We start from the raw sequence: 17,828 nt of genomic DNA on the forward strand, positions 1-17,828 counted from the left end.
TAGAACCGGCGGAGTGGTGGGCCATGCCTGTCAGTGCACCGCACATAAGCCCACAGTGCACGACGCACCACGCATCAGAGCCTGCGGTTCGGCCTGGTGGACCGGGGTTGGCGCACGGGCGCGAGACGCCGGGCCGGCTGCCCTGAGATAGCCGCAAGGCGGTGGCCCGCTTCCTGGCCGCGGAGCGTGAACGAGTCCGCGGCCAGGAAGCGCTGGAGTTGTTCGCCGAAGAGGAAGAGGCCTGATCTCTGCGAGCCGAAGCTCAGCGTCACGGTCGCACCGGCGTTACCAGCGGAACCACGAATTGACGTGAGGCCCCGTCGCCGTACCGACGCCGATCTCGCGAATTCACGCGATGCACTGGCACCCACACACTGACACGGTGTTTTCAGTAGCACGTAGGCAGAAGGGTGGAGATCATGTCGGCGGATGTTCTGGAAATGAGCGCGTCAGGTAGCTTCCATACCACCGAGTCATTGCCGGTCGCCCGCAGACGAGCCTACTGGCGCGAAGCCCTGTCCCGGACCTTCGGCGCTGTGCACATGACCGTCTCCGACGAGGTGTATTCCGGCACGATCCGCACAGCACAGCTCGGCCGAGTACAGGCAGTCACGGTGGACGGCGACTGCCTGTCTGCCCTGCGGACGCACCGGCTTGTCGCACAAGGCAACGAAGAAGACTTCGTGGTGGTGAAGTTGCTGGACAGAGGAGTTGGCCGAATCGAACAGGACGGCCGCGAAGCATTTCTTGAACCAGGAGGCGTTTTCGTTTACGACATGGCGCGCCCCGTTCGACTGGATCTCCCTCAGGCTTTCCGAACCAAATCCATCGTCATGCCGCGAGGAATCCTTGGGTTGAAGGAATCTGACGTCGCTGAGGTGACGGCTTTCCCGCTCTCGACCGGCACCCCCGTGGGCAGGCTGCTCTGCCCCTTGCTGGCCGGGCTTGTGGATGGCGCGGGAACCTTTCCGCCACACGCCAGCGAACTACTGGTTCGGAACGTCGTGGATCTACTCAGCGTCTTCGCCGACGAGGCGCTCCGCCGGTCAACCACGGACGCATCCGCCGGGAACCGGATTCTGCTGCTGCGAATCCAGACATTCATCGACCACCATCTCGCGGATCCCGACCTGACGCCTCAGGTAATCGCACAGGCCCACCACATATCCCTGCGCTACCTGCATAAAATATTCGAGAGCGAAGATGTCACTGTCGGTCGCTGGATCCAGCAGCGACGCCTGGAGGAATGCCGACGAGACCTGAGGCGCCGTAGGAACAATTCCACCATCGCCGCAGTGGCACACCGGTGGGGTTTTGTCAGCGCCACCCATTTCAGCCGTGCGTTCCGGATCGCCTACGGAATGACGCCTCGTGAATGGCGCGAGAGGCACAGCTGGGCATTGTAGATGCTGCCACCCAATCTGAGCATCACCATCCGGACCCGGCGTTGGTTTCTCTTGCCGCATGCCCTGTGCATTTTGGGGGAGGTTGATGCTCCCCCAGCGCCTTAGGGTCATGCAAAGAAATTCTCTCCTGCATCCTTATTGAGGAACGAAATGAGCCAGTCTCCGCAGTCGGTCACGAGCTCGGTGCGTGTGCACGTCGGCGTCCGGAACGGGTTGCCAGCACCGCTACCCGCAGAGCTGCACTACGACACGACAGACCCTTACGCCGTGCGTCTCTCCCTCGGTGCGCCCGCGACCAGACCCGCGGACTGAGATGATGTCTTAGATGATGATCTTTGTGAGTCTGCGGTAACAGGTGAGGGCTGCTGCGAGGGCGAGCAAGGCGTGGAAGAGGTGGCCGTGGCGTTCGTAGCGGATGCCCAGGCGGCGGTAGCCGAGCAGCCAGGAGATGGTGCGTTCGATCTTCCAGCGATGTGTGCCGAGCCGGTGGCCGGGGTCGATGCCCTTGCGCGCGGTGCGCGCGACGATGCCCCGGTCTCGGATCCAGCGCCGCAGCTCAGCGGACTCGTATGCCTTGTCGGCCCGGATCTTGACGGGGCGCCTTCGGCGGGGTTCTCGCCCGGAGCGGATGCGCGGAATCGCTTCGACGAGCGGCTTGAACATGCGGATGTCGTGAACGTTCGCGCCCGAGACCTCGACTGCCAGGGGCAGGCCGGACGCGTCGGTCAGAACGCGCGAGTTTGCTGCCCTTCTTTGCCTGATCGACCGGATTCGGCCCGGTCAGCGAACCCCCCTTTTCGCCCGGACCGCGGCCGCATCCCCGATCGCACTCGACCAGTCGACCTCACCGCGCCCGCCGAGCTCGTCCAAGACGGCCTGGTGGAACCGAGGCCACAAGCCCTTCTCGGTCCAGAACACGAACCTGCGATGCACCGTCGCCGGCGACACCCCGAACTCCGTGGGCAGATGCCGCCACGCACAACCGCTGGTCAGGACGTAGACGAGCGCGGTGAACACCGCCCGGTCGTCCGACGGCTGCTTCCCGCCGCCCTGAGGCCGCACCGCATACTGCGGTAGCAACGGCTCGACCAACTCCCACAGATCATCCGACACCAACCGCAGCCCGAGAACCGACATCAACACAGTTCCCGATCATCCCACCCGATATCCATCTAAGACACGCTCTAAAGGCGGAATGGGGAGACGAAGTCCCAGATGACGTCGTTCGCGGTGATGTCGTGGGTGGTGCCGCCGAGGAACGGGCCGAGGAAGGGCAGGCCGCCGGGCCAGTTGTGCCCGCCGCCGCGGATCCGGTAGAGGACGACGGGCGCGGCGGCCGGGCAGCCCAGGTAGGTGATGCGGTCGACGGTGGTGCGGTCGGCCGGGTCGAGGTCGGGGAGCGCGGTCTCCTTGGTCTGCGTGGAGCAGCCGTTGCGGGCCGCCCAGAACGCGGCGGCCGGCGGCACCGTCGTGTACGGGACGATCGTGTCGTCGTCGCCGTGCAGGAGGACGATCGGGACGGGGCGGCCCGGCGCGCAGCCCGCGAGGTCGCTGAGCTGCCCGGACACCGGGGCGAACGCCGCGAACCGGGTGTTCTCGCAGGCCAGCGCGCTGGTGAAGAACCCGCCGTTGCTCATGCCGGAGGCGTACAGGCGGGCCGGGTCCGCGTTGAAGCGCTCGACGAGGATGTCCTGAAGGCGGCCGACGAAGCCCGGATCGTCCAGGTCGGGTTCGGCGGTGCCGCCGGGGACGCCCTGCCAGCCGCGCCCGTAGTGCTCGGGGGTGATCATGATGTAGCCGCGGGTCCTGGCGTGGTCGGCCATCCTGCCGAAGAACTCGGCCATCCACGGCGCCTCGATGAGGCCGGGGAAATGGAAGAGGACCGGCCGGGGCGAGCCGTCGTAGTCGTCGGGCAGCCTGAGGATCGCCCGGCGCTCGACCCCCGCGTGGGTGATCCGGATCGCGTGGTCCCCGGGGTCGGGCAGCGCGTCGACCAGGGTGAAGGAGACCGCGCGGCGGGACGTGCCCGCGCCGTCCGTCACCGACGCGGGGCCCTCCCACGCCACCGTCCCGTCCTCGGGGACGGCGACGCCGCGGACGTCGGCCTTGACGAGCACGCCGGAACCCGGATCGGCCAGGGTGAACGACCCGGCGAGCCCGGAGAGCCCGCGCCGCACGTCGAGGCGAGCGGTGGCGTCCCCGCCCGACGGCCCGGGGAACGCCCCCTGCCCGGTGATCCGGACCGTCGCGAAGTCGGCCACCCGGTCGGTGACGGCGAACCCGCCCGAGGTCAGGGCGCCGCCCGCGGCGTACCCGGACCCATCGATCCGGACCGAGAATCGGTCGGCCGCGGGGGGAACGGCCCCGGCCGTGGCCGGGACGGCGGGCGAGAACGCCGCGGCAGCCAGCCCGAACGCCATGCACGACCGTGCGAGCAGCGCTCTCACAGTGCTTCTCCTTCGCTGGGAGCCACGCCGGGGAGCTGGCGGCGGCCGGGTCGGAAAATCGATCGGATACTTTATATAAGTCAGGATCGGCGGATCGGCCAGGCCCAATCGCCCCGCGTCAGCCGGCCGCCGCGCCCGGGCCGAAGAGGGCCTCGGCGCCGAAGAGATCCTTGAAGACCGAGGAGTAGTCGGGGCCTCGGCGCAGGTGGTGGCCGCCGTCGACGTTGAGGATCTGGCCCGTCACCCACGCCGACTCCGGTCCGGCGAGGAAGCGGACGGCCTCGGCGATGTCCTCCGGCTGCCCGATCCGGGCGATCGGCATGCACTCCAGGTAGTCCTGGAGGACGGGGCCCTGGTCGGCGATGCCCGCGACCAGCTCGGTGGCGACGACACCGGGGCGGACGCCGTTGACGCGCACGCCGAAGGCGCCGAGTTCGTCGGCGGCGAGCTGCACGAGATGGTCCACGGCGGCCTTGGAGACGCCGTAGGCGCCGAACCACCTGTGCGTGTTGGACGACGCGATCGAGGAGACCGCGACGATCGCGCCGCCGCCCGCCTCGATGAGCGCCTTCGACCCGTGCTTGATGGTGAACATGGTGCCCGTCGCGTTCAGCTCCAGCGTCGCGCGCCAGGCGTCGGCGTCGAGCGTGCCGATCGGGCCGATCGAGGTCGAGCCGCCCGCGTTGGCGACGATCGCCTTCAGCGGGCCGCGCGCGGCGGCGGCCGCGATGGCCGCGGTGATCTGCGCCTCGTCGGTGATGTCGGCGACCACGTACGCCGCGTTCCGGCCGAGCTTGTCGACGGCGGCCTTCAGCCGTTCCTCGCTCCGTCCGCAGATGGTCACGAGGGCGCCGTCGGCGGAGAACCTCGCCGCGCAGCCGAGCCCGATGCCGCTGCCGCCGCCCGTCACGAGGACGGACGCGCCTTCGAGGGATCCCATTTCCGCTCCTTCTTCCTTCCGGCGGGGTGTGCCGGACTTCTGGGGACGCGCCGCCCGGCCGGGCGCGCGGGTCAGCGGTCTACCGCGGTCGTGCCGCCGTCGACGGTCAGGTGCGCGCCGGTGATGAACGAGGCCTCGTCGCTCATGAGGAAGCGCACCGCGCTCGCGACCTCCTCCGGCAGGCCCATCCGGCCGAGCGGGGACTTGGCGGCGAACTCCGCGCGCATGCCCTCGCCCGCTATCGCCAGCAGAGGCGTGTCGATGTAGCCGGGGCATACGGCGTTCACCCTGACGCCGTCGCCGGCGAGCTGGTGGGCGAGCGCCCGGGTGAGCCCGAGGAGTCCGGCTTTGGAGGCGCAGTAGGACGGGATGAACAACTGCCCGACGAACGCCTCGATGGAGGCGATCCCGACCACCGCCGAGCCGGGGTGGGCCTTGAGGTCGGCGAGCAGCTCCTGCACGAGGAAGGCGTGCGCCCGAAGGTTGACGTGCTGGACGGCGTCCCAGGTCTCCTCGTCGAGGTCGCCTACAGCGGCCGGGCCCGAGATCCCCGCCGCGTGCACGAGCCCCCCGAGGGACCCCAAGGCGGCCCGGCTCCTGCGGACGGCCTCGGGCAGCTCGGCCCTTCGCGTGACGTCGACGGTGACGGCCAGGACGGGCACCTGGAACTCGACGGAGATCTCGGAGGCGACGTCGGAGGCGTCGGAGAGGTCCCACAGGGCCACGGGGCGGCCCACGCGGGCGAGCGCCCTCGCGCACGCCGCGCCGATCCCGGAGGCGGCTCCCGTGACGATCACCCCGGTGTCCGGACCGGGCGAGGGTGTCGGCATTTATATTCCTTATAATTGATACTTGATGCCTTGACCGCTTCACATTAGCGTTCCGTACGGTCCCCGGACAGGGGCCGGATGAGAGCGCCTGGAGGCTCGCCGTGCGGGAACTGCGCGACAGGATCGCGGTCGTCACCGGAGCGGGCAGCGGGATCGGCCGCGCCCTCGCCCTGCGTCTCGCCGACGAGGGCATGGACGTCGCCGTCACCGACATCGACGGCGCGGCGCTCGCCTCCACGGCCGAAGCCGTCGCGGCCAAAGGCGTCCGCACCGTCACGTACGTGGCCGACGTGGGCGAGCAGCCGGAGGTCGAGGCGTTCGCCGAGTTCGTCTACGCCGAACTCGGCGCGGTCCACCTCCTGTGCAACAACGCCGGCGTCTACATGGGCGGGCAGACGTGGACCCGTCCGGCCGCCGACTTCGCCTGGACCCTGCGCGTCAACCTCTGGGGCGTCCTGCACGGGCTGCACGCCTTCGTCCCCCGGATGCTCGACGCGGGCGACGAGGGCCACATCGTCAACACGTGCTCGGTCGCGGGCCTGTTCGTCGGCCCCGGTGCGGCCCCATACACCGTCTCCAAGTGGGCGGCCTTCGCCGCCACCCTCAGCCTCGCGCAGGAGCTCGCCCTGTCCGGCGCGCCCATCGGCGTCTCCGCCCTGTGCCCCGGCGGCGTGACGACCCGCATCCACGAGTCCGAACGCGTCCGCCCCGCCTCGCTGGCCTACGTCCCGGGCGACGACGCGGCCTTCATGCAGACGATGATCGAGCAGACCGTCGAGAACGGCATCTCCCCCGAATCGGTCGCGGACCAGGTCGTCTCGGCGGTCCGCGACCGCCGCTTCCTGGTGCTCACGCACCCCGCGTACGCCGAAGGCCTCCCCGACCAGGCCGCGGCCCTGGCGGACGGCCGCCTGCCCAACATGCCCGACTTCGAATGGCGAGGATAGACATGACGGAAACCGCGAAGCCCAAAGGCATCGACTTGCCCCGCGCGGTCCAGATCATCAAGATCATGTCCCGCGTCAACATCCGCCTCTACCGGCTCACCGGCGGCCGGGTCGGCGGCACCTGGCGGGTGGGCAGCGCCTTCCGCAAACCCGTCCCCGTCTGCCTCGTGACGGTCAAAGGCCGCAAGACCGGCAACCCGCACACGATCCCGCTCCTCTACCTCCCCGACGGCGAGAACGTCATCATCGTCGCCTCCCAAGGCGGCCTCCCCAAGAACCCCATCTGGTACCTCAACATCCTCGCGAACCCCGAGGTGACGATCCAGGTCCGCAAGGACGTCCGCCGGATGACCGCCCGCGTCGCCACCCCCGTCGAACGCGCCGCCCTCTGGCCGAAACTCGTCGCCCAGTACGCCGACTTCGACACTTACGCCGCCCGCGCGAACCGCGAAATCCCCGTCGTCATCTGCACCCCGGCCTGACGGGCCGTCCCCGCCCACCGCGCCACCGGCGAACGGCGTCCGGCGGCGGTGGTCAGCGGGGCGGCGCGCAGACGGCCTGCGCGAAGGCGAGGGAGTGTTCGAAGCAGGCGGTCACCGTCGTGTCGGGCACGCCGGTCCAGAGATGGTCGGCGCCGGGGACGGGGTGGAACTCGACGGGGACGCCCGCGGCGGTCAGCGCCGCCGTCAGCCGCTCGGACTGCGGGTAAGGGACGAGGGAATCGGCGGTGCCGTGCAGGAGGAGAAAGGCGGGGGCGCCGGAGGATACCTGCAAGGCGGGGCTCGCGTCGGCTGCGCGATCGGGTGCGGAGGCCGGAGGAGCGCCGAGGAACAGCGCCTCGAAGGTGCCGGGCGAGGCGGGGTCGAAGCCGCCGCCGGAGTCCTCGGCCAGCGCCGTGAGGTCGGACGGGGCGTACCAGGCGATGCAGCCGGAGAGTTCCGCGCCGGAGGTCCAGGGCCGGGTCAGCGCGGTGAGCGCGGCGAGATGCCCGCCCGCGGACTCGCCCCACAGGACGATCCGCGAGGTGTCGAGGCCGAGTTCGGCGGAGCGGGTGTGCAGCCAGTCCAGCACCCGGCCCAGGTCGTCGCGCTGGGCCGGGTGGACCGCCTCACCGCTGAGCCGGTAGTCCGGGCACGCGACGGCGAAGCCCGCCCGGACGAGCCGCGCGAACGGGCCCGGCCGCCAGGACCGGAAGCGCGGGCCCGGATCGGCGCGCAGGCCGCCGCGCCACGCGCCCCCGTGGACGAACACGATGACCGGCACCGCGGATGTGGGCTCCGCGGGCAGCCAGAGGTCGAGTTCCAGCGGACGGCCGCCTTCCGGCACGTCGTAGACGGCCCCGCCGACGAAGCGGACGCCCTGCTCCGGAGAGGCGGCGGGCGGGAGCGGGAGGACGGCCGGGTCGGGCGGTGCGAGGAGCTCGAACGGGAAGGTCATGCGGAGGTCCCTCCGGTGAGACGGGGCAGGAGGGCGCGCGCGTTGGACGTCGTCAGCGACCTCCAGGTCGCGCCGGGAACGGGCGGCTCGGCCGCGTCGAACGCTCTGGCGGCGGCCAGGGCGGCGGGCGCGGGCGTCCAGCAGTGGTCGGTGCCGAACAGGATCCGGTCCGGCTCCGCCAGGGCCAGCAGCGCCGGGATCTGCCGCGGGAAGGCCGGGCCCGCCGTGTCGTAGTAGAGGCCGCGCAGCTCCGCGAGGGCGTCGGGGGCCTCTGCCCCGGCCGGCATGAACAGCCGCATGAAGCCGTCGATCCGGTCGGCCAGGACGGGCAGCGCCCCGCCGCAGTGCGGCACGATCACCTTGAGGCCCGGGTGCCGCCGCAGCGTCCCGGCGAACAGCAGGTCGGTGACGGTGCGCGCGGTGTCGAAGACGAACTCGATCATGGGCCGGGGCCGTCCGAGCGCCGAGTGCTCCCAGCACACCGGCGACGTCGGGTGCAGGAACACCACGGCCTCGCGCCTGCCGAGTTCGGCCCACACGGGCTCCAGCCGCGCGTCGCCGAGGTAGACGCCGTGCGCGTTGGTCTCCAGCACGACGCCGTCGGCGCCCAGCACGTCGAAGGCGTGGGTGATCTCGGCGAGCGCGCCGTCCACGTCGGGCAGCGGAAGCGAGGCGAACACGCCGAACCTTCCGGGATGCTCGCGGACGAGCTCCGCGCCCTGCTCGTTGACCTCGCGGGCCAGCGCTCGCGCGGCGGCGTCGTCGCCGAAGTGCACGCCGGGCGAGGACATCGACAGAACGGAGGTCGCGATGCCCGCCGCGTCCATCAGCTCCAGGTGGGCGGCCGCGGACCAGGCGGGCCAGGCGGGGACGCCGTCGGGCCGTTCGTGGCCCGCGGCTCTGGCCCGCGCGACGTAGGCGTCGGTGACGAAGTGCGCGTGCACGTCGACGAATCCGTGTTCCACGGGAACCTTCCTCACTTTCGATCTCCAGGGGTGCGCGGCCTTCCGCGCAGGGCGGCGCCGGCCCGTTCGCCGGCGACGATGCCGGCCAGGCCGGTGAGGCCGATCAGCGGTGGCGCGGGCGAGGTGACACCGATCGCCCAGTAGACCCCGCCCATGGCCAGGCCGACGGCGAAGGCGAGCCCGGCCCGCCGGGCGAACCCGCTCACAGCGCCGCCGTCAGGGCGGCCTGGCCCGCGAGCATGCCGAGCAGGCCGAACAGCGCGACCGGCGGAGGCGCGGGGGACTCCACTCGCACGGCCGCGTACAGCAGGCCGACGAGCAGCCCCGCGGCGAGCGCCTGCAGGTGGGCCATCAGGATCGGGTCCGCCATTCCTGGGCGGGGAGGAACCGGACATCGTATGCCTGCGGCACCGTCCCGAACCTGGCGGGCGCGGGCACGACGGGCGCGGGCGGGAGGCCGAGCGCATCGGTGGGCGCGCCGAGGTTCTCGAAGAACCGCTCGAACGTCCCGCCGGGTCCCGCCGCGACGCCGACGATGAGGCTGTGGTGCCGCTCGATCCGGTAGGCGTGCGGGCAGTTCTTGGGAACGAAGCCGAAGTCGCCGGCGCTCAGCAGCCTCTCGTACTGCTCGCCCTCGGTGTCCTCGACGAAGAGACGGACGGCGCCTTGGCCGATGTAGAAGACCTCATAGGTGTCGGGGTGGGAGTGCGCGGGGATGATGTCGCCCTTCGGCCCCTCGCAGGTGAAGAAGTTGAAGGTGTTCTCGGTCTGCTCGCCTCCCGCGTAGATCGTGAACAGGTCGGTGAACAGGTGGGCGCGGTCGCCGAGGCCCTTCTCGATGAAGTAGGGCTTGCCCGGCTCGGGCGGGATCAGCGAACGGCTGCGGTACCGGGTGGCGTACTCGATGGTCATGGGGCGTCTCCTCTCATTATGTCAGGCTACCTGACATAACCTTGCCGGGCTAGGCTCGGCCCGGAGATCTTCAGGAGGAGCGGGCGATGACGCGGAACATTCCCCAGCTGCTCGGCACCGCCCGGCAGTGGTTCGAGACGGCCCTGGGCGCCGCCATGGAGGCCGATGGCGAGCAGCCGATCAGCTGGGCGCAGCAGCTGGTCTTCAGCGCGCTCGATCCCGACGGCACGAGCATCGCCGAACTGGCCCGGCGCATGGGCGTCGCCAGGCAGAGCGCCCACCAGGCCGTGCACGCCCTTATCGCGATGGGGCTGCTCAGCCAGGCGCCCGACCCCGGCTCCGCCCGCCGCCGCCTCATCCGGATGACCGAGGAGGGCCTCCGCGTCGACGCCGTCGCGCGCTCCCACATCGCCCGGCTGGAGCGGATCCTCGCCTCCCGCATCGGCGCCGCCGCGGTCTCGTCCCTCACCGAGGTGCTGCGCGCCGACTGGGGCCCACCGCCCACCCCGCCTTTCACCCAGCCCGGGAGCTGAGATCCGCGGCCGGAAGCGCACGGAAGGAGATCTAGGCGGGCTTCGCCGGAGGATGGGTGTCTCGTGGAGCGAAGGACGGTTTGATTGACATGGGTGCGCGGTCCGGGGGAGGCGTCATGGCGGAGTCCGAGGTCGGGGTTCTGTTCGACGCGGTGGCGGTTCCGCTGGCGTACCTGTCCACCGATCTGGTGTACCTGCGGGTGAACCGGGCCTACGAGCAGGCGGTGGGCAGGTCCAGAGACGATCTGCTGGGGCGGTCGGTGGCCGAGATGTTCCCCGGCAACGAGGACGGGGGAGAGTATCTGGCGCTGCGCAACTCGATGGACCGGGTACTGGCCGACCGCGAGACCGACATCATGGCCGTGCACCGCCACGACGTGGAGGAGTCGGAGAGCTCCGGCGTGATGCGGGAACGCTACTGGAACATCACGAACACCCCGATCCTGGACGGCGACGGCGAGATCGTCGGGATCCTCAACCAGCCCCAGGAGGTCACGTCGTTCATCCGGCCCGATCTCGCCTCGTCCGAGATACCGGTGAACAGGGTGGAGGCACTGGAAGCCCACCTGCTCGCCCAGACCGGCCAGCTGCACGAGGTCAACCAGCGGCTGCGGCGCGCCCAGCTCCGCGAACGCCGCGTCTCGGACGCGCTGCGGCAGGCGGTCAAGGAACAGCGCGAAGCGGTCGCCGACGCCTCCCACGACCTGCGCGGACCGCTCACCGGCCTGCTCACCCGCCTCCAGGTCGCCCTCGACGACCCCGACGCCGACCCCCGCGAGACCCTCCTGGCCACCCTCCAGGATGCCGAACGGCTCGGCGACATCGTCAGCGACATGCTCGAACTCGCCCGTCTCGAAGCCGGCCCGCCCGCCGACACCGAACCCGTCAACCTTCCGCTGCTGGTCGGCGGCGAACTCGTCCACCTCGCGCCGCACAAGTCCGTCACCACCCATCTCGGCGTCGGCGCGATCGTCGCCGCCTCGCGGATCCGGCTGGCCCGCCTCGTCGCCAACCTGCTCGCCAACGCAGAACGCCACGCCCGCTCCCGCCTCGAAGTCACCGTCTGCGTCCAGGACGACCAGGCAGTCCTCGAAGTCATGGACGACGGCCCCGGCATCCCCGACGCCGACAAGGAAGCCGTCTTCCGCCGCTTCTACCGCCGCCCCGACGCCCGCCGCACCGACCCGGGCGGCACCGGCCTCGGCCTCCCCATCGCCCGCGAGATAGCCCGCTCCCACGGTGGCACCCTCGAGGCAGCCGACCGCCCCGACGGCCTACCCGGCGCCCGAATGATCCTCCGCCTCCCCCTCCACCGCACCTGACCTCCGCCGGATGGGCGGACGCGGGCCGGAGGGCGCCGGTGCGGTCAGATCTCCCGTGCCGACTGCGGCGGGTGCTGGTCGTCGGCGTTCGCGGCGGTGAGGAGGCGGGCGGCGAGGGCGCGGCAGCGGTCGGCGAGGGCCGGGGGGTGCAGGGGGCGGAAGGGGTGGCCAAGCCTGACCATGTGCAGGATGACGAAGTCGAGGTCGGCCGCGCCGGCCAGGACCTCGCAGTGGCCGTCGCCCGTGTCGTGCACGACGGCCGCCCCGGCGGGGATCTGGGCGCGGACGGTCGCGGCGGGGGCGTGGACCAGGAAGCGGGCCTGGTGGGGGTAGGCCCGGCTCGCCACCGATTCCTGGACGTACCGGGCCGCGTCGGGCGCGGGACGGGGGCGGAACCGCCAGGTGCGGGCGGTGACCTCGGTCATCCGGTCGACGCGGAAGGTGCGCCAGCCGTCGCGGTCGAGGTCGTAGGCCAGCAGGTACCAGCGCCGGTCGGAGGCGACCAGCCGGTACGGCTCGACCCGCCGCGTCCGCACGCCCTCGCCCGACGGGTAGGCGAAGCCCGCCTCGACCTCGTCGCGGCAGGCGCCGGCCAGCGTCGTCAGCACGGAAGGGTCGACGGGTTCGCGGCCTCCGCCGAAGGACTCCACCGAGCCGGAGAGGCCGCGCACCTCGCCCCGCAGCCGGTGTGGCAGGACGCGGTCGAGTTTCGCCAGCGCGCGCAGCGCGGCCTCGCCGGTGCCGGCGACCGCCCCGGTCCCTGCCGTGAGCAGCGCGACGGCCGTCGCGATCGCCTCCTCGTCGTCGAGGAGGAGCGGCGGGAGGTCACGTCCCGGCCCGAGCCGGTACCCGCCGCCCGCGCCCAGCCCGGCGCGCACCGGGTAGCCGAGCGCGCGCAGGCGTTCCACGTCGCGCCGCACCGTGCGCGGGGTGACCCGCAGTTTCCCGGCGAGTTCGGGGCCCGTCCACACCTGGCGCTGCTGCAGCAGCCCGAGCAGCCGCAGCACCCGTTCCGTCGTGCCGAGTTCTGCGCCTTTTGCCGCGTCCATGACGACACCCTGCCAGAATGCGGACCGATCCTGTCCGCCTACCGTGGCAGCGTGAAGCCCATGAACGCAGACGCTTTCCCGTGGAACCGGACGTTGCGGGAGCAATGGGAGCAACATTGGCAGTACCAGGTGCGCGCCAGGCTTCAGGGACTCACCGACGACGAGTACTTCTGGTCGCCGGTCGCCGACCCCTGGACCGTCCGGCCCCGTGAATCCGCCGGGCCGAACGCGCACGGGGGCGGCGACTTCCTCGTCGACTTCGCCCACCCCGTCCCCGAGCCGGCGCCCTTCACCACGATCGCGTGGCGGCTCGGGCACGTCATCGTCGGTGTGCTCGCGGTCCGCAACGCCGCGCACTTCGGCGGACCACCCGCCTCGTACGAGAGCTGGGACTACGCGGGAGACGCCGCCACCGCCCTCGCCCAGGTGGAGACCCAGCTCGACCGGTGGCTGGCCGGGGTGGCGGCCCTCGGGGAGGGCGGGCTGCGCACGCCGATCGGCCCCGCGGAGCCGTTCCCCGACGCGCCCACCGCCGCCCTCGTCCTGCACATCCACCGCGAACTCATCCACCACATGTCCGAGGTCTGCCTCCTGCGCGACCTGTACCGGCACCAGAGCGGAGCGAGCCGATGAGCCGCCATGTCCAGATCACCTTCGACTGCCACGACCCGCGGGCCCTGTCCCTCTTCTGGCGCGACGTCCTCGGCTACGTCCACCCCGGCCCGCCCGGCGTCGACCTGCCCGAGGGCGCCGACCCGCTCGCCGCCTGGGAAGACTTCCTCGCCCGCATCGGCGTCCCCGAAGCGGCGCGCAACACCCGGTCGGCCATCGAGGACCCCGAAGGGCGGGGGCCGCGCCTGTTCTTCCAGCAGGTCCCCGAAGGCAAGACCGCCAAGAACCGCGTCCACCTTGACGTGCGCGCCGCCCCCGGACTGAGCGGCGACGACCGCATGGCCGCCCTGGAGGCCGAAGCGGACCGTCTCGTCGCCCTCGGCGCGACCCGGGTCCGCCGCCTGGAGCCCGCCCCGCCCCTGGGCGGCGGCCACCTCATCATGGCCGACCCGGAGGGCAACGAGTTCTGCCTCGATTGACGGGCCGCCACTGACGGGCCGCCACTGGCGGCCCGCTAGGGCCGGGCGAAGGGGCCTTCCAAGGCCGCCCAGTGCAGCAGCATGATCGTTTTTCCGTCGGCGACGCGGCCGTCCCGGATCATGGCGAGGGCCTCGGTGAAGGGGACTTCGAGCACCTCGATGTCCTCGCCGTCGTCTTCCAGCCCGCCGCCTTCCGCGGTGCGGTCGGCGGGGGTGTACGGGGCCGCGTAGAAGTGCAGGCGCTCGGTGACGGAACCGGGGCTCATGTACGCGTCGTAGACGTGGGTGAGCGGGCCCAGGGCGACGCCGAGCTCCTCGGCGGCCTCGCGGCGGACCGCGGTGAGCGGGTCGTCGGCGTCGAGGAGCCCGGCGGCGGCCTCGACGAGCATCCCGTCGGGATGGTCGTTGACGTAGGCCGGGAAGCGGAACTGGCGGGTGAGCAGGACGACGCCGCGCCCGGTGTCGTAGGGCAGGACGACGGCCCCGTTGCCGCGGTCGTAGGTCTCGCGCTGCTCGGTCACCCAGCGGCCGTCGCGGCGGCGGTAGTCGAACGTGGTGCGGCGCAGCACGTGCCAGCCCCGCGAGGTCAGCTCGACGTCGCGGACGACGACGCCGGGGTTGCGGTCGAGATCGCGCCCGGCCTGGTCGAGTCCGGTGCGGCCGCGGTGGTCGGGGGTGTCCACGCCGGGGATCACGCGGCCTCCCGGCGGGGGATCTCTGCCACGTCGTGGTAGACGGGCAGGCCGCGGCGGCGGGCCGTGGCGACGTCCTCGTCGGCCCCGGTGGACGCGCCGGGGAGGCGGAGCACCGCGTCGCAGTGGGCGAGGAGCCGCTGCGCGGTCGGGTAGAGGACCGCGTCGGCGAGCGGATCGGTGGGTCCGGCGCCCGCCGAGTGCAGCACGGGCAGGGCGACCCATTCACCGATCATCGGGACGTGGCCCGCCTCGAAGACCGGCCATGCGGCGGCTTCGAGGCGGGCGAGGTTGGCGGCCATGGCGTCCGGGTCGCCGTCGGTGCCGGAGCGGTAGGGGCCGGCGATGAGGATGAGCAGGGGCTTGTCGGTCATGTCCGCTACACTACACGCAGAAACGTGCAGAAACACGAAGGAGTGTGTATGCTCGCCGCTGAGAGGCGCGAACACCTGCTGGGGCTGCTCGCCCGCCAGGGCAAGGTCGTTGCCAAGGACGTCGCCGCCGAACTGGGCATCTCCGAGGACAGCGTGCGGCGCGATCTGCGCGACCTCGCCGCCGAAGGCCTCTGCCACCGCGTGTACGGGGGCGCGCTGCCGGTGTCCCCGGCCGTCGCGGACTACGCGGCCCGCCAGGCCGTCACCCCGGACGGCAAGCGCAGGGTCGCCGCTGCCGCCGCCGCGCTGATCCGCCCCGACAGCGCGGTCATCCTCGACGGCGGCACCACCGCGCTGGCCGTCGCCGAGGCCCTCCCGCCCGAGTTGGCCTGCACCGTCATCACGCACAGCCCGACCATCGCCGCCGCCCTCGTCGCCCACCCGAAGGCCGAGATCTTCCTTCTGGGCGGCAGGATCTTCAAGCACTCCGCGGTCGCCTGCGGCGCCGCCGCCGTCGAGGCGGCCCAGCAGATCTCCGCCGACCTGTGCTTCCTCGGCGTCACCGGCGTCCACCCCGAGGTCGGCCTCACCACCGGTGACGCCGACGAGGCCGCCATGAAACGCGCCCTCGCCGCCCGCGCCGCCGACACCTGCATCCTCGCCTCCTCCGAGAAGATCGGCACCGCCTCCCGCTTCCGCGTCCTGCCGCTCGAAGCAGTGACCGCGGTCATCACCGACGCCACCGGGCACCCCGTCCTCGACGCCCTCCTGGCCCAGGGCGTCGAGGTCCTCACGGCCCCCTGACGCCGGGCCGCCCCGGATGTCCCGGGGCGGCCCGGCGGGGTCAGGCGGCGGCCACGTCGAGGACCCAGGTGATGCCGAACGGGTCGGTGACCATGCCGTAGAGGGGCGCCCAGGCGGCCGGGGCGAGGTCGACCACGACGGTCGAGGGCCCGCTCAGGCGCTTCCAGTAGGCGGTGATCTCCTCGGGGTCCGCGCCGCGGACCGAGACGAAGAAGGGGGCGTCGCCCCGGCTCCACGGACGGGACGACGGGACGTCGTAGGCCATGATGTGGAAGCCGTCGGGGGAGGCGACCTGGCCCCACATGATCTGGTCGGCTTCTGCCGGGTTCTGCACGTTGTGCGCCTCGGCGTAGGTGACGGCGACGAGGTCGCCGCCGAACACCGACCTGTAGAACTCCAACGCCTCCCGGGCGTTCCCGCGCAGGTTGAGGTGCGCGACGGTGCTGATCATCTTTTCCTCCGGTCGTTCGTGGAGGCACCACCATCACGTGAGTAGCGGCCAGGATGTGTCCGCTACTTGGGGCAGGATCTCGGCATGCCGAAAACGTCCGCCCGCCTCCTGGCGCTGCTGTCCCTGCTGCAGACCCGCCGCGACTGGCCGGGCCGGCTCCTGGCCGACCGGCTGGAGGTCAGCCCGCGCACCGTCCGGCGCGACGTCGACCGGCTGCGCGAACTCGGCTACCCCGTCGCTTCGGTCAAGGGCCCCGACGGCGGCTACCGGCTCGACCCCGGAACCCGGATGCCGCCGCTGCTGTTCGACGACGACCAGGCCGTCGCCCTCGTCGTCGCGCTCCGCCTGGCCGCGCATTCCGGCGCCGGGATCGAGGAGGGCGCGGAGCGCGCGCTGCACACGATCCGGCAGGTCATGCCGAGCCGCCTGCGCCACCGCGTCGACGCCGTGCCTGTCGTGCCCGTCCGGCCGCCCGGACCGGAGCCCCAGGTCGACGCGGGCGTGCTGGTCGCGCTCGGCGCGGCGGTCCGCGACCGCGAGACCCTCCGCTTCGACTACCCGTCGGCCGATCCGGACGCGAAGGGGACCGGCCGGCCCCGCCGGACCGAGCCGCACCACCTGGTCGCCTGGAAGGGCCGCTGGTACCTGCTCGCCTGGGACCTCGACCGCGCCGACTGGCGCACCTTCCGCGCCGACCGGATCGGCCTCCGCACCCCGAACGGCCCCCGCTTCGGCCCCCGCCCCCTCCCCGCCGACGACGTCGCCTCCTTCGTCACCGCCCGGTTCCGCGGGTCCGACGGCACCGTGGACTGGCCGTGCCGAGGCGAGGTCGTCCTGGACCTCCCGGCCTCCGCCGTCGCCGCCCACGCCGCCGACGGACTCGTCGAGGAACTCGGCCCCGGCCGCTGCCGCCTGCACGCCGGATCCTGGTCCTGGGCCGCGCTCGCCGCCGCCCTCGGCCGCTTCGACACCGACATCGAGGTCGTCGGACCGCCGGAACTCAAGGACGCGTTCGCCCGCCTGGCCCGCCGTTACGCCGCCGCCGGAGCCTGACCGGCCCACGGGCCGTGCGGACGCGTCAAGGGGCGGAACGTTCCGGAGGGGCCTCCGACAGGCTGTACTTGCCGGGCGGCAGGTCGGCTCGGGCACCGAGGCGGGCGACGAAGAAGGCGCGGAGGCCGGCGAGGTCGGCCTCGTAGGTGGGGAAGTCCGAGTGCGGGAAGGGAAGGCGCGGCATCGTGCCGTCCCGGAGGCGCAGGGCGGGGCAGCGGATGCGGCGGGTGGACTGGGCGTAGGAGGTCTCGGCGAGGCCGGCGATCTCGGACCAGGGGACGTGCCTTCGCCGAAACGTGCGGAACACGACGCCTTCGTCATCGACGCGGACGAACATCCGGTACGCCAGCGGGAAGACGACGGCCGAGGAGAGGAACCCCAGGCCGAGCGTGAAGGCGAGCGGCAGGAGCGTCGACTCCGCCAGCGACAGGAGCACGCCCGCGGCCCCGGTGCCACCGAACGACAACACCACGGGCAGCCACAGGCGCATGCCCGTCGCACGGAACTCCAGGAACGCCGGTGCGTCGGCCATGGTCTCCTCCGGAGGGACGCGTTCCCGGCAGCGTGCCACGCCG

General features: G+C 72.0%; 22 protein-coding genes and 1 pseudogene. 9 read left to right on the forward strand and 14 right to left on the reverse strand.

Annotated features, from left to right (window positions below; translation table 11 throughout):
* Window positions 1-419: 419 nt before the first annotated feature.
* Entirely contained in the window at window positions 420-1,406 is a 987-nt protein-coding gene (locus ACYVOM_RS35725) for an AraC-like ligand-binding domain-containing protein (protein ID WP_460308200.1), read from the forward strand.
* A 321-nt stretch (window positions 1,407-1,727) separates the two neighbouring features.
* Here the strand turns inward: ACYVOM_RS35725 and ACYVOM_RS35730 are convergent.
* From ACYVOM_RS35730 to ACYVOM_RS35745, 4 genes and pseudogenes are all read right to left on the reverse strand, one after another.
* Window positions 1,728-2,543, reverse strand: a pseudogene (locus ACYVOM_RS35730) (IS5 family transposase).
* A gap of 47 nt (window positions 2,544-2,590) precedes the next feature.
* On the reverse strand, window positions 2,591-3,853 hold the full coding sequence (locus ACYVOM_RS35735) for a CE1 family esterase (RefSeq protein WP_460308018.1): 1,263 nt from the start codon (window positions 3,851-3,853) through the stop codon (window positions 2,591-2,593).
* Window positions 3,854-3,971: 118 nt separating this feature from the next.
* Window positions 3,972-4,793, reverse strand: a complete 822-nt coding sequence (locus ACYVOM_RS35740) for an SDR family oxidoreductase (RefSeq protein ID WP_460308019.1) — start codon at window positions 4,791-4,793, stop codon at window positions 3,972-3,974.
* A 71-nt stretch (window positions 4,794-4,864) separates the two neighbouring features.
* Entirely contained in the window at window positions 4,865-5,623 is a 759-nt protein-coding gene (locus ACYVOM_RS35745; protein WP_460308020.1) for an SDR family NAD(P)-dependent oxidoreductase, read from the reverse strand.
* Between the two features lie 101 nt (window positions 5,624-5,724).
* Between ACYVOM_RS35745 and ACYVOM_RS35750 the strand changes: the two genes are divergently transcribed.
* The gene (locus ACYVOM_RS35750) at window positions 5,725-6,570 is read left to right on the forward strand and encodes an SDR family NAD(P)-dependent oxidoreductase (RefSeq protein WP_460308021.1); all 846 of its coding nucleotides are present in this window, start codon (window positions 5,725-5,727) and stop codon (window positions 6,568-6,570) included.
* A 2-nt stretch (window positions 6,571-6,572) separates the two neighbouring features.
* Entirely contained in the window at window positions 6,573-7,052 is a 480-nt protein-coding gene (locus ACYVOM_RS35755) for a nitroreductase family deazaflavin-dependent oxidoreductase (protein WP_460308022.1), read from the forward strand.
* Window positions 7,053-7,104: 52 nt separating this feature from the next.
* On the opposite strand, the gene ACYVOM_RS35760 is transcribed toward ACYVOM_RS35755, so the two are convergent.
* From ACYVOM_RS35760 to ACYVOM_RS35780, 5 genes are read right to left on the reverse strand one after another with little or no spacing between them, the layout of a single operon-like run.
* Window positions 7,105-8,007: an alpha/beta hydrolase fold domain-containing protein gene (locus tag ACYVOM_RS35760; RefSeq protein WP_460308023.1), complete on the reverse strand. Its 903-nt coding sequence runs from the start codon at window positions 8,005-8,007 to the stop codon at window positions 7,105-7,107.
* Window positions 8,004-8,972: an amidohydrolase family protein gene (locus ACYVOM_RS35765; RefSeq protein WP_460308024.1), complete on the reverse strand. Its 969-nt coding sequence runs from the start codon at window positions 8,970-8,972 to the stop codon at window positions 8,004-8,006. Before ACYVOM_RS35765 ends, ACYVOM_RS35760 begins: the two co-directional genes overlap by 4 nt.
* A gap of 11 nt (window positions 8,973-8,983) precedes the next feature.
* Window positions 8,984-9,178, reverse strand: a complete 195-nt coding sequence (locus ACYVOM_RS35770; protein ID WP_460308025.1) for a DUF1427 family protein — start codon at window positions 9,176-9,178, stop codon at window positions 8,984-8,986.
* Entirely contained in the window at window positions 9,175-9,324 is a 150-nt protein-coding gene (locus ACYVOM_RS35775) for a DUF1427 family protein (protein WP_460308026.1), read from the reverse strand. Before ACYVOM_RS35775 ends, ACYVOM_RS35770 begins: the two co-directional genes overlap by 4 nt.
* Entirely contained in the window at window positions 9,324-9,884 is a 561-nt protein-coding gene (locus ACYVOM_RS35780) for a quercetin 2,3-dioxygenase (RefSeq protein WP_460308027.1), read from the reverse strand. The genes ACYVOM_RS35775 and ACYVOM_RS35780 overlap by 1 nt, the downstream gene beginning before the upstream one ends.
* Before the next feature lie 86 nt (window positions 9,885-9,970).
* On the opposite strand from ACYVOM_RS35780, the gene ACYVOM_RS35785 reads away from it, so the two are divergent.
* On the forward strand, window positions 9,971-10,417 hold the full coding sequence (locus ACYVOM_RS35785) for a MarR family winged helix-turn-helix transcriptional regulator (protein WP_460308028.1): 447 nt from the start codon (window positions 9,971-9,973) through the stop codon (window positions 10,415-10,417).
* 116 nt (window positions 10,418-10,533) lie between these two features.
* Entirely contained in the window at window positions 10,534-11,739 is a 1,206-nt protein-coding gene (locus tag ACYVOM_RS35790; RefSeq protein ID WP_460308029.1) for a sensor histidine kinase, read from the forward strand.
* 44 nt (window positions 11,740-11,783) lie between these two features.
* On the opposite strand, the gene ACYVOM_RS35795 is transcribed toward ACYVOM_RS35790, so the two are convergent.
* Window positions 11,784-12,788 (reverse strand): helix-turn-helix transcriptional regulator, encoded by a 1,005-nt coding sequence (locus tag ACYVOM_RS35795; RefSeq protein WP_460308030.1) that lies wholly within the window; start codon window positions 12,786-12,788, stop codon window positions 11,784-11,786.
* A 60-nt stretch (window positions 12,789-12,848) separates the two neighbouring features.
* On the opposite strand from ACYVOM_RS35795, the gene ACYVOM_RS35800 reads away from it, so the two are divergent.
* Both ACYVOM_RS35800 and ACYVOM_RS35805 read left to right on the forward strand, forming a co-directional pair.
* Entirely contained in the window at window positions 12,849-13,421 is a 573-nt protein-coding gene (locus tag ACYVOM_RS35800; protein ID WP_460308031.1) for a DinB family protein, read from the forward strand.
* Window positions 13,418-13,879 carry a VOC family protein gene (locus ACYVOM_RS35805; protein WP_460308032.1) on the forward strand — a complete coding sequence of 154 codons (462 nt, stop codon included), beginning with the start codon at window positions 13,418-13,420 and terminating at the stop codon, window positions 13,877-13,879. Before ACYVOM_RS35800 ends, ACYVOM_RS35805 begins: the two co-directional genes overlap by 4 nt.
* Before the next feature lie 35 nt (window positions 13,880-13,914).
* Here the strand turns inward: ACYVOM_RS35805 and ACYVOM_RS35810 are convergent, their stop codons facing one another.
* Both ACYVOM_RS35810 and ACYVOM_RS35815 read right to left on the reverse strand, forming a co-directional pair.
* Window positions 13,915-14,574, reverse strand: coding sequence for an NUDIX domain-containing protein (locus ACYVOM_RS35810; RefSeq protein WP_460308033.1), 660 nt, complete (start codon window positions 14,572-14,574; stop codon window positions 13,915-13,917).
* Window positions 14,571-14,945: a hypothetical protein gene (locus ACYVOM_RS35815; protein ID WP_460308034.1), complete on the reverse strand. Its 375-nt coding sequence runs from the start codon at window positions 14,943-14,945 to the stop codon at window positions 14,571-14,573. Before ACYVOM_RS35815 ends, ACYVOM_RS35810 begins: the two co-directional genes overlap by 4 nt.
* A gap of 48 nt (window positions 14,946-14,993) precedes the next feature.
* Here ACYVOM_RS35815 and ACYVOM_RS35820 point away from each other — a divergent pair, with 48 nt between their 5' ends.
* Window positions 14,994-15,749 carry a DeoR/GlpR family DNA-binding transcription regulator gene (locus tag ACYVOM_RS35820; RefSeq protein WP_460308035.1) on the forward strand — a complete coding sequence of 252 codons (756 nt, stop codon included), beginning with the start codon at window positions 14,994-14,996 and terminating at the stop codon, window positions 15,747-15,749.
* A 40-nt stretch (window positions 15,750-15,789) separates the two neighbouring features.
* Here ACYVOM_RS35820 and ACYVOM_RS35825 read toward each other — a convergent pair whose 3' ends face one another.
* Entirely contained in the window at window positions 15,790-16,200 is a 411-nt protein-coding gene (locus ACYVOM_RS35825) for a VOC family protein (protein WP_460308036.1), read from the reverse strand.
* 84 nt (window positions 16,201-16,284) lie between these two features.
* Between ACYVOM_RS35825 and ACYVOM_RS35830 the strand changes: the two genes are divergently transcribed.
* Window positions 16,285-17,253 carry a helix-turn-helix transcriptional regulator gene (locus tag ACYVOM_RS35830; protein WP_460308037.1) on the forward strand — a complete coding sequence of 323 codons (969 nt, stop codon included), beginning with the start codon at window positions 16,285-16,287 and terminating at the stop codon, window positions 17,251-17,253.
* Window positions 17,254-17,278: 25 nt separating this feature from the next.
* Here ACYVOM_RS35830 and ACYVOM_RS35835 read toward each other — a convergent pair whose 3' ends face one another.
* Complete coding sequence (locus ACYVOM_RS35835; protein ID WP_460308038.1) at window positions 17,279-17,785, reverse strand: hypothetical protein; 507 nt, start codon at window positions 17,783-17,785, stop codon at window positions 17,279-17,281.
* Window positions 17,786-17,828 lie beyond the last annotated feature (43 nt).

Source organism: Actinocorallia aurea, from assembly GCF_054783995.1.